The 14,228-nt window shown below is 25.6% G+C and carries 15 protein-coding genes and 1 tRNA gene; 7 read left to right on the top strand and 9 right to left on the bottom strand.

Annotated features, from left to right (window positions below; all coding sequences use genetic code 11):
* Positions 1-227: 227 nt before the first annotated feature.
* Positions 228-884 (top strand): isoprenoid biosynthesis glyoxalase ElbB, encoded by a 657-nt coding sequence (elbB, locus tag NLO413_RS03500; protein WP_045809114.1) that lies wholly within the window; start codon positions 228-230, stop codon positions 882-884.
* A gap of 229 nt (positions 885-1,113) precedes the next feature.
* Here the strand turns inward: elbB and NLO413_RS03495 are convergent, their stop codons facing one another.
* Together NLO413_RS03495 and NLO413_RS03490 are read right to left on the bottom strand one after the other, a co-directional pair.
* The gene (locus tag NLO413_RS03495) at positions 1,114-2,181 is read right to left on the bottom strand and encodes a hypothetical protein (protein WP_045809113.1); all 1,068 of its coding nucleotides are present in this window, start codon (positions 2,179-2,181) and stop codon (positions 1,114-1,116) included.
* Between the two features lie 291 nt (positions 2,182-2,472).
* Positions 2,473-3,495 (bottom strand): hypothetical protein, encoded by a 1,023-nt coding sequence (locus NLO413_RS03490; protein ID WP_045809112.1) that lies wholly within the window; start codon positions 3,493-3,495, stop codon positions 2,473-2,475.
* A 303-nt stretch (positions 3,496-3,798) separates the two neighbouring features.
* Between NLO413_RS03490 and gap the strand changes: the two genes are divergently transcribed.
* The 4 genes from gap (at position 3,799) to tsaE (ending at position 7,445) form a co-directional block, all read left to right on the top strand.
* Entirely contained in the window at positions 3,799-4,800 is a 1,002-nt protein-coding gene (gap, locus tag NLO413_RS03485; protein ID WP_045809400.1) for a type I glyceraldehyde-3-phosphate dehydrogenase, read from the top strand.
* A gap of 400 nt (positions 4,801-5,200) precedes the next feature.
* Positions 5,201-5,332: a hypothetical protein gene (locus tag NLO413_RS04965; RefSeq protein ID WP_269744825.1), complete on the top strand. Its 132-nt coding sequence runs from the start codon at positions 5,201-5,203 to the stop codon at positions 5,330-5,332.
* Positions 5,333-6,270: 938 nt separating this feature from the next.
* Positions 6,271-6,975 carry a Bax inhibitor-1/YccA family protein gene (locus NLO413_RS03480; RefSeq protein WP_045809111.1) on the top strand — a complete coding sequence of 235 codons (705 nt, stop codon included), beginning with the start codon at positions 6,271-6,273 and terminating at the stop codon, positions 6,973-6,975.
* A 5-nt stretch (positions 6,976-6,980) separates the two neighbouring features.
* Positions 6,981-7,445, top strand: coding sequence for a tRNA (adenosine(37)-N6)-threonylcarbamoyltransferase complex ATPase subunit type 1 TsaE (tsaE, locus tag NLO413_RS03475; protein ID WP_232295914.1), 465 nt, complete (start codon positions 6,981-6,983; stop codon positions 7,443-7,445).
* Between the two features lie 2 nt (positions 7,446-7,447).
* Here the strand turns inward: tsaE and infC are convergent, their stop codons facing one another.
* Both infC and thrS read right to left on the bottom strand, forming a co-directional pair.
* Entirely contained in the window at positions 7,448-7,969 is a 522-nt protein-coding gene (gene infC / locus NLO413_RS03470; RefSeq protein WP_045809110.1) for a translation initiation factor IF-3, read from the bottom strand.
* A gap of 21 nt (positions 7,970-7,990) precedes the next feature.
* Entirely contained in the window at positions 7,991-9,892 is a 1,902-nt protein-coding gene (thrS, locus tag NLO413_RS03465) for a threonine--tRNA ligase (RefSeq protein WP_045809109.1), read from the bottom strand.
* A gap of 84 nt (positions 9,893-9,976) precedes the next feature.
* Here thrS and NLO413_RS03460 point away from each other — a divergent pair, with 84 nt between their 5' ends.
* A complete protein-coding gene (locus NLO413_RS03460) occupies positions 9,977-10,510 on the top strand; it encodes a CinA family protein (RefSeq protein ID WP_045809108.1) in 534 nt (177 codons plus the stop codon).
* Positions 10,511-10,743: 233 nt separating this feature from the next.
* Here NLO413_RS03460 and rplS read toward each other — a convergent pair whose 3' ends face one another.
* From rplS to NLO413_RS03435, 5 genes are all read right to left on the bottom strand, one after another.
* A complete protein-coding gene (rplS, locus tag NLO413_RS03455) occupies positions 10,744-11,118 on the bottom strand; it encodes a 50S ribosomal protein L19 (protein WP_045809107.1) in 375 nt (124 codons plus the stop codon).
* Between the two features lie 11 nt (positions 11,119-11,129).
* Complete coding sequence (gene trmD, locus NLO413_RS03450) at positions 11,130-11,804, bottom strand: tRNA (guanosine(37)-N1)-methyltransferase TrmD (protein ID WP_045809106.1); 675 nt, start codon at positions 11,802-11,804, stop codon at positions 11,130-11,132.
* On the bottom strand, positions 11,804-12,313 hold the full coding sequence (gene rimM, locus NLO413_RS03445) for a ribosome maturation factor RimM (protein ID WP_045809105.1): 510 nt from the start codon (positions 12,311-12,313) through the stop codon (positions 11,804-11,806). The genes trmD and rimM overlap by 1 nt, the downstream gene beginning before the upstream one ends.
* A gap of 128 nt (positions 12,314-12,441) precedes the next feature.
* Positions 12,442-13,047 carry a hypothetical protein gene (locus NLO413_RS03440; protein WP_052690384.1) on the bottom strand — a complete coding sequence of 202 codons (606 nt, stop codon included), beginning with the start codon at positions 13,045-13,047 and terminating at the stop codon, positions 12,442-12,444.
* 46 nt (positions 13,048-13,093) lie between these two features.
* Positions 13,094-13,165, bottom strand: a tRNA-Gln gene (locus NLO413_RS03435).
* Positions 13,166-13,373: 208 nt separating this feature from the next.
* Between NLO413_RS03435 and NLO413_RS03430 the strand changes: the two genes are divergently transcribed.
* Positions 13,374-14,228 carry a glycine--tRNA ligase subunit alpha gene (locus tag NLO413_RS03430; protein WP_045809104.1) on the top strand — a complete coding sequence of 285 codons (855 nt, stop codon included), beginning with the start codon at positions 13,374-13,376 and terminating at the stop codon, positions 14,226-14,228.

Genomic DNA, 14,228 nt, shown 5'->3' with positions numbered 1-14,228 from the left:
TTATAATTCTATTTTATAATAAGTATCAATAAAAAACTATTAGCCACAATTTTAAAAAGTATATAATGTTTGTTACAGTTTATAATATAATTTAAAATATGTTATTTTATACTTCAAGTTAATTATTATAGCTTATCTATAACATTGTATCTTTTTTAATATTTTTTATAATAAAAAAATATAAAAACATATATAAGTAAAGTTCAGTGCATTATTCAAGGAGTTTTATGAATTTAAAGTCTGCAGTAATTTTATCTGGATGTGGCCACTTAGATGGTTCAGAGATTAGAGAAACAGTTTTGGTCATGCTTGAGCTTGATAGACATGGCATAGAATTTGAGTGTTTTGCTCCAAATATAAATCAAAAACAAGTCATAAATCATATTAATAAGGAAAACTCTAGAGATGTTAGAAATATTCTAATAGAATCTGCTAGAATATCTAGGGGTGAAATTTATGATATTAATGACATAAGAACCGAAGATTTTAGCATGTTAGTAATTCCTGGAGGATACGGAGTAGCAAAAAATTTTTCTAATTTATTTGACAACCAAAATATAGTGGAAGTAATTCCTGATATAAAAAATACTATTTTAAACTTTTATAATGCTAAAAAATTAATAGGAGCTGTATGTATAGCACCTGCAATTGTAACTATTTCTCTAAAAGACTTAGTTAAAGTTAAAGTAACAATAGGAGATGATAAAGATCACTTAATAGAAAGATTGGGAGGAATACACATTAATTGTAGTACTGATCAATCTGTTACAGACACAGAAAATAAAATATTTTCTTGTTCCGCATATATGCGTAACGATAATTTGTATAGTATATATTTAGGAATACAAAATATGATAAGCTCTATGGTTAATTTTATAAAGTAACTCTTTACACACATAATTACTTAACAACTACTATTTAGCATTACTACTTAAGTATACTAATGGTGTTATTTATATATTTTACATACAATGCAAGTAAATAAATGTAAGCTTTATTAAAAATAACATTATAGTAAAATTTATCTTACACCATTAATAACGTGCCTATAACTATTTTTGATAAAAAAGTTATTGCATTATTAATCTGGTTTTAAATAATGATGTACTGAATCTAGGTTCTATTAACTGAAATACTAGAAGCTTTTATATGTTCCCTTATTTCATTAATTTCTTTTCCAGTTTTAGAAATATCGCAACGATTTTTGTATATTATAAAACCATATCCTATACAGAAAATTATCATACCAAAAACACGAACAATAAGTCCTAAAGAAATGTTCTTATCTAATCCAAGAAAATTATATGAGATACTTTTTGTATCCTCTAAAGCAACTAAAACTTTACCAAACAAAATTAATGCGGCTCCCATAGATATATTTATAAGTGATAAAGTAGTTTTTTTATCTTCAGATTTTTGATATTCTCCTTTAGATTTATTAACAGAATTCTGTAGTATATTAGATGTTAAAAGCATTAATGTTGAAGAAAAAAATAAGATGTTTCCTATAATATCTACCACTCCTTGCAAATTAAACTTTTTGCTTATAGAAATACTACAAACATCAAAAAGTAGGCCACACGTTATCATTATTTTGTTAATAACACTAATTGTCTGCATAGAAGTAGTAAATGTTGTACCACATAGATCAACTTTATTACAATGGTTATTAAGAATTTTTATTATTTTTTCACGTTTGCTATGAGCTTCAACGTAACTCTTACATAAATAAGATTGCAACCCTAGCTTTTTTACGTGATCGGGATTTATTGTCGTTAAAAGCATGCCTAAATGTTGCCTTTTTTTTCCTATGTGCCCAACTAATATTAATCCACATGCTAAAAAAACATAACACCCAGATAGCGCTAAAATTTCTATAAACATATATAATTGTTTTTTTGTTACAACACTTATGTTGATATTAGGAAACAAAATACAAGATATCCAAATACTTACAAATAAAATACTAGAAAACATAATAGCAATTTGCCTTATGTAATTTCTTTCTTTATCTTTTTTTGATTCTTCTAATATTGCCTTATATAAGACTAAATTTTGTATTGTTAGTTTGCTATAAAAGTTATAATTTTCACTATCTTTTGTTAAATTATAACTAAAATGATTATTAGTGTGTACATTATCGTCTTCAAGTGGGAGATAGTGTTGTCTTATTCTTAACATGAAGCATACCATTAATAAATTATGTACGTTTTGCGCATTATATTATAAAATTGTAAAATAATCAAATTCTTGATTGATTGTATACTTTTTTCATGATAAGCTTTAAGAGAACCTTACATTTTGTTAACTTAAACTTGATTATTTACTACTAACTATTAGCTTATAATTTTATACCCGCAGCATTATATAAATAAATTTATTAAAATAAGGTAAATATAAAAGCAAAATCTTAAAATATAAATGTACAAGTTTAACTTACAAATCAACTACTCTTAGCAGGTATTTTAATGGTTAAATCATATCTTGCCTAAAATTTTGAGAATATAAAAAGGATTTTTTATCATTATAAAGTTTTATTTTTGCATTGCAGATTTGCGTATTAATTTTATAAATATTTTTACTATTTTGATATATAAAAATAGCATATCCTGCACAGTAAATTGCCCTACCAATAATAATCGTAATAATTCCTATAGGAGATGCATGCATAGCTTTTAAAGAAAGTAAAATTTTACCAATAAGAACCATCCCTGTTCCCACAGACATGGCTGTAAATATTAAAGTTTTATGATATTCTATTTTTTGAAAATTTTCTTTAGATTTATTTTTGTTTTGCAATATATTCGCTATCAAGAACATTAACGGAGAAATGAAACATAATACAGCACCTACTATACCTATATATTGTAAATTAAATTTTGAATTACTGGTAATTTTATTATTAAGATTATAACCATATATCATGCATACCATACTAATAAAAGATATTGTTTGTACAATGGTAGAAAGCATCGTACCAAATAAGTCAACGCTATTTCCGTAACTATTCAAAAATAAAATTACTTTTTCATTATTAGAAGTAGGATTTTTATACATGTAAGATTGTAATTCAAGTTCTACTAGTTGTTTTAGTTGTATTTTTCTTAAGGCAATGCTTATGTTCTTTTTTTTTCTTTCTATATATCCTACTAACAGTATTCCGCATAAAAGAGAAGACCCACACAAAATTACTGCTAAAAGCTCCATTATCTTAAATGGCTTATTTTGTAAAATGTTTATATAAGACACAGATGATTGTAGCAAAGTACACATACTGATAAAAATTGACAATATTACTACTGTCATAATAATTGTCTGTCTAACATAATTTATTTTTTCTATATTATATAATTCTTTTAATATAGTATGGCATAAAACTAAATCTTGATTTTTTGATTTATTATAAAATATTTTTACATAGTCATTTTTTTTAATACTAAAGTAGCGATTTATATTATCTTTATAAATTGCTGATATTTGTACTGCATGTGACATAATATTAAGAACACCTTTATAGTTTATCAATAATTGATCTACATAAATAATAAAGTTTTCTTTTCTTAAAGTAAAAATAAAGAGAAATTATTATAAATTGTTTTACTTATTATCCAAGTAATTAATACCTGTCATACTTACAAAAACATTAATTTATGTGCATTCATAAACTAAAAACTAACAATTATTGTACAATATCAATAAATTTTTATTCTTGATAGATATTGTTTTTTGTTTTTATAATAAAAGCTCTTGGTGATATTGTAATGCTAATATGTTAAAATAAGGTAAAATGTGAAAAAAATTAAAATTGGAATAAACGGATTGGGAAGAATAGGAAGATGTGTATTAAGAGCAATTTATGAATTAAATTTTAATGATCAAGTAGAATTAGTAGCTATTAACGGCTCAACTAGCATAGATATTCATAGACATTTAATACAATATGATTCTGTTCATGGAAAATTTAGATATAATGTAAACTGCAGTTCTAAAGAAATTAAAATATGTGATAATGTTATTTCATTATTTTCAGAAAAAGATCCAGCTAATATACCTTGGCAAGAACATGGTGTTGAAGTCGTATTAGAATGTACAGGAAAATTTAATACAAAGGAACTATCCCAGAAACATCTTGGATCTACAGTTCAAAAAGTTATAGTTTCAGCTCCTGTTTTAAATCCTGATTGTACTATCATTTATGGAATAAATAATAATATTCTAGAAAAGAATCATAATATAATCTCTGCAGGATCATGTACAACAAATTGTATAGCACCTATTATTAAATTAATGGATAATAATGTAGGAATAAAAAACGGATTTATTACTACAATACACTCATATACAAATGATCAAAATTTAGTTGATAATAATCATAAAGACATTAGAAGAGCTAGAGCATGTATGATGTCAATAATTCCTACAACCACTGGAGCAACAAAAACTATAGAATTAGTAATTCCTCATCTTAAAGGAAAATTAAACGGGACTGCTATAAGAGTTCCAACTCCTAATGTATCTATGGCCAATATAGTATTTAATACTGTAAAAGAAACTAACAAAAATGAAATCAATAATATTATAAAAAATAAATCTATAAATTCTGAAATTATATCATTTACTAATGAAAAATTAGTTTCCATAGATTTTACTCATACGACTTATAGCGCAATAGTAGATTTATCAGAGACATGTGTAACTGATAATAATCTATGTTATATATCAGCATGGTATGACAATGAATGGGCATTTGCTGTTAGATTATTAAATTTAACAATTTTCTTAAAAAAATATCTAACATAACAATATAAGGCAACTTGTATTTCAGTTTTGAGTTTAGTAATAAAATTATGAAAAATATTATCGTTATTATTTAAAGCGATTATTGATGCAATAATTTTTTTGTCAAAAATAGTTATAGGTACGTTATTAACGGTGTAAGATAAATTTTACTGTAATGTACTTTATAAAGCTTACACTTATTTATTTGCATTATATGTAAAATATACAACTATAATAACACCATTAGTATACTTGAAGTAATAATGCTAAATAAGTAGCTGTTAAGCAATATACATGCAAAGTTACTTTTAATCATATTTAGTATTCCTAAATATATACTGTGCAAATTATCATCACAAATATATACGAGCAAAAAAATATTTATCTACATCTATAACAGACTGATCAGTACTACAATTGAATGTGTACTCATACATGTCTTTCTATTAAGTTACCTTTATCATCTCCTACTGTCATTTTGACTATAAATAAATCTTTTAGAACAATAGTTGCAATTGCAGATGCTATACATACAGCTTCTATTAATTTTTAGCATTATAAAAATTTAAAACTACTATATTTTGCTATCAAATAAATTAGAAAAACTTTTTTCTATTCCTTACCATACAATTTAAGCGTTTTTAATGCTATTACATTTTTTATCAGTAAGATGCTTTCGTATATAAAATTGGGGACTAGCTTTATAGTTATTTTATGTAAATGTAAATATTAAATCCTTTTTATTTATATAAAAATGTTAAACAAGCAGTAATTTTTTCCCTAAACTAGTAACAACTATTAGTGTGTTATTAATACCAATTAAGTGATCCAGGATTAATATATATCAAAAAAATTAATTGTACAAAATATATAAATAAAGAAGAGTTTTACAAAATTTTTGCATGCATAAAAATCCTAAAAATGTGATAATTGTCCTTTAATAGCATTGCTATGATTCAGGTACCATTAACATATATTATAGTAGAAATTTTTAAAATAGGTTTAATATTTTATTATATGATTTTCTAAAAAATAATATAAAAACTAATAATAAAGATTTACCTAATTCATATTCATAAAAACATAAAGAACTCACACCTACACATTTTAATAAAAACCTTTGTTAACTTTCATTATACTAATGTATAGTTGTTAATCTTCTTCGTATAAGCATATCTATTACATTGTTAATTTTTACTTTTTACATAAAGTATGTTCTATTACCTCTAAATTTAGTATTGCAAAAAATTGTAAGAATTAATGGATAAGTTAATAAGTACAAAAAGTTTAGTACTAATATAAAAGATAAAAATCACCTTTATTTATTGTTAGTATATAGGCATATGTTATAGAACAACAAATATACAATTTAATATTAAATCACCATAATAATAGTTATGTTTTGATTTATAACTTTTTAATTTTTAGTGTTGAATTTTTGCTTATTTAGTGTTAAAATGTATAGTTTAAAATTTAAGGGTCTAAACTTTTATGAACAATAACTATAGTGTACAATTTAAAAATACGTATTATTGTACTGGGCTTAGAAATTATTTAATTAAAATTTATAATTATATGGCCATGGCATTAGGACTAACAGGAGTTGTTGCTCTTATATTTTCATCTTCTAATTCTCTGATGATGATGGTATATAACACACCATTACATTGGGTTGTTATGATAGCACCTATTGTTTTAGTGTTTTTTATGTCATATAAGTTAAATACCCTTAGTTTTCAGTCTGTAATAGTGATATTTTTTAGTTTTTCAGCACTGATAGGAGTATCCATATCATATATATTTATGATATACACTGCTGAAAGTATAGCTAAAGTATTTTTTATTTCTTCTTCTATGTTTGGTATAATGGCATGGTATGGTAATGTAACAAAAAAGGATTTATCACAATTCAGTACATTTCTAATGATGGGTGTAGTTGGCCTAGTAATAGCTTCTTTAGTTAATATATTTTTAGGTAGTCAGCCTCTTCAATTTGCTATTTCTATAGTTGCTGTAATTGTATTCACAGCTATGACAGCTTACGATGCTCAAAGAATAAAGGATATGTATTACAAATTTAATGATGGATCGGACATTACTGTTAATAAAATGGCTATTATGGGAGCAACCAGTTTATATTTTAATTATGTAAATATATTTCTTAATTTGCTTCACTTGTTAGGGGATCGTAAATAAAAGTTTTGAAAGAAGAAGAAAAGATAAATTTAACTTATAATTCTGTAAATTTAAAGTTTGTTTCAGTATTAGCCAGTAAAATTGCTGTAAATTTAGAAAAAGGGGATTCATTATCTTTAACTGGTGAGCTAGGAGTAGGTAAGACAGTAATTTCTAGATTTATAATTAACACTTTCTTGCCAAATGAAGATGTTTGCAGTCCTACTTTTAGTTTAATAAATGAATACCAATGTAGTAAATTTATTATATACCATGCAGACTTCTACAGACTAAAGTCTATTAACGAAGTATATGAAATTGGATTTTTAGACATGGTTACAGATAATGTTGGTATTATTGAGTGGCCAGAATTAGTTCAAAACATAATAAATTTTAGCTTGTGTATTAATTTACAATACTCTAAAAAGAACAATACACGCAACATAATAATAAAATGTAATAAAAGCTGGTATAATAAGTTAATAACATAAAGCTATTTTGCACATAATACCATACTTAAAACATTGCCTTCTTTTTTTGGAAGAACTTCTGGCTTTGCAATATCTTGGGTATCTGAAATTAAACGCTCTAAAACATTCATTCCTACTTCTGGATGCAAAATTTCCCTACCAATAAACCTTAAGGATATCTTAACTTTGTTTCCTTTTTCGATAAAATTTCTTAAATTTCCTAATTTAATATTGTAATCATTATCTCCGATATTCAACCTGAATTTAAGCTCTTTAATAGAGATAATTTTTTGCTTTTTCTTTGAATCATTGATTTTCTTCTTATTACTATATCTATGCTTACTATAGTCAAATATTTTACATAGAGGAAACTCATCATCTGAAACTATTTCTACTAAATCTAAATTAGCAAGCTTTGCTCTAGATAGTGCATCCTCTATATCAACAATTCCTATCATAACACCATTTGTATCAACAAGCTTTACCTTTTTAGCAGTAATAAGATCATTAATTTTATTTTTTTGAGAAAATTTATTCGTTTTCAAATTTTAACCTAAATACAATAATTATGAGATGCTAGCATAACTTAACAATGTTTTCAATGCTTTATCAATAGATACAGTATGTTGATTAGAAGAACCTAAATATCTTATAGAAACAGAATTTTGTTCAACCTCACTTTTACCTACTATCCACATAATTGGTACTTTTTTAGAAGAATAATAGCGTACTTTATAATTAATATTTTCATTTGTTGTATTAACTTCAACTCTTATATTATGTTGTTCAGCTTTTAACTTTAGTTGCTGAGCATAATTTTCTGAATCATTAGTAATTGTTAATATAACTAGCTGTACAGGAGAAAGCCATACAGGAAACTTTCCTGCATAATGTTCTATTAAAATACCTATAAATCTCTCAAATGTTCCTAAAATAGCTCTATGAATCATTACAGGATGATGTTTTTCTCCATCTCTTCCTGTATAAACAGCGTTCAAACGACTTGGTAAAACAAAATCTAATTGTAAAGTTCCACATTGCCATTCTCTACCTATAGCATCTTTCAATATAAATTCTATTTTTGGTCCATAAAATGCTCCTTCTCCTGGATTTAATGTATAACTTAAATTTGCAGATTTAATAGAATCCTTTAATGATTTTTCAGCTTTATCCCATATTTCATCACTACCTATTTTTTTATTTGGACGATCTGAAAATTTTACCTTTATATCATAAAAACCAAAATCTTTATACACTTCTTGTAGTAAATTACAGAAATTTAAAGTTTCTAAAGTAATTTGATCTTCTGTACAAAAAATATGAGCATCATCTTGAGTAAATCCCCGTACCCTCATTAATCCATGTAAAGATCCTGACGATTCATACCTATGGCATGTACCAAATTCTGCCATACGTATAGGCAAGTCACGATAACTTTGAATTTTAGAATTAAAAATTTGTACATGACATGGACAATTCATTGGCTTTATTGACAATTCATTTTCATCTATTTTACTTAAAAACATATTTTCACGAAACTTATCCCAATGTCCAGATTTTTCCCATAATTCTCTGTTTATTAACATTGGAGTTTTTACCTCAATATATCCATTATTTTTTAGCTTTTTTCTTATATAATCTTCTATTATACGATATATTGTCCATCCTTTATTATGCCAAAATATTTGCCCTACAGCTTCACCTTGTATGTGAAATAAATCCAATTCCTTTGCTATTTTTCTATGGTCTCTTTTTTCTACTTCTTCAAGATATATTAAATATGATTTTAAATCTTGAGATTTAGACCATGCTGTACCATATATACGTTGAAACATAGGGTTATTTGAATCACCTTTCCAATAAACTCCAGAAATCTTCATTAATTTAAAGGCTTTTATTGATTGTGTAGAAGGAGAGTGTGGACCACTACAAATATCTACAAAATTACCTTGTTGATATACAGTAATATCCTGATTTTCTAATTCACTACGCACTATCTCAACTTTATAACTCTCCTTTATGCTAAGAAAAAAGTCTATAGCTTCTTGTTTTTTCCATACTCTACGTATAAACTTCCCTTTATGACTTATGATTTCTAGCATCTTTTTCTCTATGAGCTTAATATCTTCGGTAGAAAAAGCATGATCTATAGCAAAATCATAGTAAAAACCATCTTTAGTTATTGATCCTGTACCTAATTTAGCATTATGAAAAATTTCTTGAACAGCCATTGCCATAATATACATTGTATCTTTACGTATAATATTTACTCCAATATCACTGTCTATAGTAATTGGCTCAACAGTACTATTACTAAATATTTTTACTGACAAGTCACACAGAACATCATTTATTTTTAAAACAACTATCGAATCCTTAATTTGTGGAAATAAAGATGCAATTACATCAAATCCCGTAGAACCTACATTAAATGTTTGTTTACACAAAGAAGATGTAATGGTTATCATTTAAATGAACTTTAATAACTTTGTTGTTATAATAGTATTATTTTTCTATTATTGCAAATATACTATTCCTAACAGATACTTAACATGTTAAATAATAAGTACTTAATAGAAAAAGCAAGAAGATGTATTTCTTATTTATCAAAAAATAATTTAAAAATTGTTTTAGCTGAATCTTGTACAGGTGGTTTATTATCATTTCTTTTTTCTTCCATACCTGGCGCTTCAAAAATTCTTTATGCTTCTTTTGTAACATATTCGAATGAATCTAAAATTAGTGTATTAAACATAAATAGAGATATTATATGTAAATTTGGTACAGTTAGCAAAGAAGTATCTCGTTTAATGGCTATGGAAGCTTTAAATATTTCTCCCTTAGCAAATATTTCAATTTCTATAACAGGATTTGCTAGTCCATATGAAGAAATAAATAACATGAAAATTGTACAAAGTGATAAATTAGTCGGATTAGTATATATAGGTTGCATAACTTCTAATTATAAAGAAATTATAAAAGAATATAATTTTGGAAAAATATCAAGATATAAAATACAAACAAAAGCTGCTAGTGCAGCTATTGATTGTATTGTTAATATGATTAAAAACAATATTAATTTATAACATTTTGGTGCATTACTTAATATCTGTTTTAAAAACTGCTAACTATAATAAACTTATAAACTTTTAGATTATTAAACTATTTAAAACTTTATGCAAATAGCACATTAACTATATACACTTAATAATAATACAATAACTATAAAATACAAAGTTTACATCAAATATACTATCAAAGTACATAAGAAACATAAACATAATAGGATTATCATCCTTACAGCATCAAGTATGTGCTCTTAAGATGTTTTTTTCAATTTATCATTACGTTCTTTTATTCTCGCAGATTTACCAAATAAATTTAACATATAGTAAAGCTTTGCTCTACGTACTTTTCCTAGCTTAATTACTTCAACAGAATGCAATGCAGGAGAATAAAAAAATACCTGTAATTGTATGCTTTCATTATGACTTATTTTACGTAACGTAAAAGAAGAGTGAAGACCATTATTTCTTTTTTTTATGCAAACACCTTCAAATACTTGTATACGATCAGTTAAACCATCTGAAACACGTATACTTACCTTTAATGTATCTCCAGGACTAAAAGTAGGTATATTTTTTGATAGCATTTTCATTTGTTGATCATTAAAATTTTTTAGTATTTTGTTCATTATTTTTTCCTCTACCTTTTTGTCAATTCAGGACGCCTTTTTAGTGTTATATCATAAGATTGCTTTTTTTTCCATTCATTTATTTTTTTATGATTACCAGACAATAATATACTTGGAACATCCAATCCCATCCATTTTTGTGGCCTAGTATACTGAGGATATTCTAATCCGTTATTAAAACTTTCACTAATCAAACTATTATAGTTACCAATTATTCCAGGAACAAGCCTAATACAAGAATCTATCAATACCATGGAAGCAAGCTCACCTCCAGATAAAACATAATCCCCTATACTAATTTCTCTAAACTTATAAAAATCTAAAACTCTCTTGTCTATACCTTCAAAACGACCACATAATATTGTTATATTAGAAAAATGTATAATTTGTCTAGAAATATGTTGTTCCAATTTTTCTCCACTAGGCGACATATAAATTAGTTTTGTATTAGGATAATTACTAATAACATGATCTACTGCCAACCCTATAACGTCAGCTTTCATTATCATTCCTGGTCCACCTCCATAAGGCCTATCATCAACAGTCTTATGCTTATCGTGTGCAAATGATCTAATATCTATAATGTTAAGTGACCAAATACCTTTTTTTAGAGCATTTCCTATAATAGAGTAGCTTAGTGGTCCAGGAAACATATGTGGAAATATTGTCAATATATTAAAAATCATTACTTACTTCCTATAATTTCTGGTAAAGATACTATTAAGTATCCTTCTTTTATGTTAATATCCGGAAAAATATCTTCCGTAAAAGGAAGCATGACAGAACTTTTTTTATTTAATAATGACAACTCTATAATATCACATGACCCAAAATTATGTACTGCTTTAATGAATCCATATTCAACTTTATTTTTAAAAAGAACTTTTAGTCCTATTAATTCAGCATGATAAAATTCATCTTTATTTAGAGGTAATAGCTTTGTTTTTTTTATATATAAATGCTTATTTCTCAGTTTTTCCGCTTCACTTCTTGAAGTGATGTTTTGAATTTGTACAATTATTATGTCATCGCTTACGATAGAAATCACGTTAATTACATACGTATCTACTTTATCTGTTAATGTTCCATAAGATACAAACTGTGTTATATCTTTAGCAAAAATTTTTATTTTGACATATCCTTTCACTCCATGAGGTGATGTTATTATACCAACACATACAAAGTCATTTGCCATAAAATAATTACTAATTAGTTAAAATACCAATTTTTAAAATTTATAGTTTAATTAAATATTAAATAATTTACATTTTATTATATAAATTTGCTAAATTTCTGATAAAACAGCTGATATACATTAATTATTTACTTTTTATCAATTCTTCGATTTAACATTAGTACTTCATAAATCATGTTATCCACTAATCCTTCAATTTTCCTAATAGTTGAACTTTTTATAAAATTTACATCTATATTATAATTTTGAGAAGGTACTTTATTATTTACATTAAAAATATCACACATCATATTATCAATTGAAGATTCAATATTTCTCATAAATGAATTTTTGATAAAACAAATATCGTTAGTGATTTCTTTATCATAATTATTATATGGAATACTTTTTTTTGTATAAAAAGAAAACAATCCAAAAATATATCTAAAAATATATAATAGCAAACTTTTCCATTTTATGTTCCAAATAGTAATTTGTATCCAATAAGGAAAAATAAATGCTGAACCTATTTTAAAAACTCTACTATAAGTTAATGTATCTAAATTATAGTAATACCATTTAAAATAATTAAAAGAATAAATGTAAACGTTTTTAGGATTTTTATATACAAAAATTTCAGAAAACCCTTCCGTAAAAATTATTAACGTAGCAGAAACAAGATAACTAAATATGATAAAAAAAATTATTTTAGAGAAAATACCTTTCATGTTACTTAATATGTAAGAAAGTAACATAAACCTATAAAAAAACATAATTATCTACAAAATTTAGTTACATAAGCTGGGGTGGAAGGGATCGAACCTTCGAATGACGGTATCAAAAACCGTTGCCTTACCACTTGGCTACACCCCAATTGAAAATTATTTTTTATATAAATAATTTGTTATATATAAATTACTACTTGCCAGTTAATAAATGATTATATAAACATAATAAAAATGCAAGAAAAATAAGTTATGTTAATCTTTCGATTAACTTCATATAAAATTGTATTAAAAATAAATCTTGTATAGCTATTTATTGCAGATATATAATAGTAAAGGTAATACATTAGATTAACGTGAATTTTCAAAATATCATAAAAACATTACAGGATTACTGGGAAGATTATGGCTGTACTACACTACATCCATATACCTCCGAAGTTGGTGCAGCTACTCTTCATCCTGCAACTTCAATTACTGCTATTTCTAATACTTCTGCAAAACTATCGTACATACAACCTGTTATCAGACCATCAGATGGTAGATATGGTAAAAATCCTAATCGCTTATACCAACACCATCAGTATCAAGTAATAATAAAGCCATCATGCTCAACTTTACAAAATGACTATTTAAAAAGTTTAGAAAAGATAGGAATATCTACAAAAAAATACGATATAAAGTTCATTGAAGATGATTGGGAGAATCCTAGTATTGGAGCATGGGGACTTGGATGGGAAGTTTCTTGTAATGGAATGGAAATAACACAATTTACGTATATGCAACAAATTGGTGGAATTGAATGTTCTTTAATATCAGGAGAAATAGCTTATGGCTTAGAGCGTATAGCTATGATCGTACAAAACATAGATAACGTGTACGATATAACGTGGAATGATTCAGGAATAACATATGGACAAATTTTTAAACAAAGAGAATATGAATTCTCTTGTTTATCACTAGATTATTATAATATAGATTTTTTATTTGAACAATTTAAAAAAAATGAAGAGATGTGCGTATTTTTAATAGAAAAAAATCTCCCCTTAGCTGCATATGACTTGTGTATAAAAACCAGTCATATTTTAAACTTGCTAGATTCCAGAGGAGTAATTGGTGTTAACGAACGAGCTGCGTACATATTACGTGTTAGAAAGCTAGCAAGCTTATGTTGCAATTTATACAATAAAATGAATAGTGGAAAAAATTGA

The sequence above is a fragment of the Candidatus Neoehrlichia procyonis str. RAC413 genome (assembly GCF_000964795.1).
In the GTDB taxonomy this organism is placed as follows: domain Bacteria; phylum Pseudomonadota; class Alphaproteobacteria; order Rickettsiales; family Anaplasmataceae; genus Neoehrlichia; species Neoehrlichia procyonis.
This window is presented reverse-complemented; position numbering and strand designations above follow the sequence as displayed.

Excerpts from the sequence above, each read along its gene's own strand:
- NLO413_RS03495 (WP_045809113.1), bottom strand. The coding sequence starts at position 2,181 with ATGTTAAGAATAAGACAACACTATCTCCCACTTGAAGACGATAATGTA.
- NLO413_RS03490 (WP_045809112.1), bottom strand. The coding sequence starts at position 3,495 with ATGTCACATGCAGTACAAATATCAGCAATTTATAAAGATAATATAAAT.
- elbB (WP_045809114.1), top strand. The coding sequence starts at position 228 with ATGAATTTAAAGTCTGCAGTAATTTTATCTGGATGTGGCCACTTAGAT.
- NLO413_RS03480 (WP_045809111.1), top strand. The coding sequence starts at position 6,271 with ATGAACAATAACTATAGTGTACAATTTAAAAATACGTATTATTGTACT.
- rplS (WP_045809107.1), bottom strand. The coding sequence starts at position 11,118 with ATGAACAAAATACTAAAAAATTTTAATGATCAACAAATGAAAATGCTA.
- rimM (WP_045809105.1), bottom strand. The coding sequence starts at position 12,313 with ATGGCAAATGACTTTGTATGTGTTGGTATAATAACATCACCTCATGGA.
- trmD (WP_045809106.1), bottom strand. The coding sequence starts at position 11,804 with ATGATTTTTAATATATTGACAATATTTCCACATATGTTTCCTGGACCA.
- NLO413_RS03440 (WP_052690384.1), bottom strand. The coding sequence starts at position 13,047 with ATGTTACTTTCTTACATATTAAGTAACATGAAAGGTATTTTCTCTAAA.
- NLO413_RS03460 (WP_045809108.1), top strand. The coding sequence starts at position 9,977 with ATGTTAAATAATAAGTACTTAATAGAAAAAGCAAGAAGATGTATTTCT.
- NLO413_RS04965 (WP_269744825.1), top strand. The coding sequence starts at position 5,201 with ATGTGTACTCATACATGTCTTTCTATTAAGTTACCTTTATCATCTCCT.
- thrS (WP_045809109.1), bottom strand. The coding sequence starts at position 9,892 with ATGATAACCATTACATCTTCTTTGTGTAAACAAACATTTAATGTAGGT.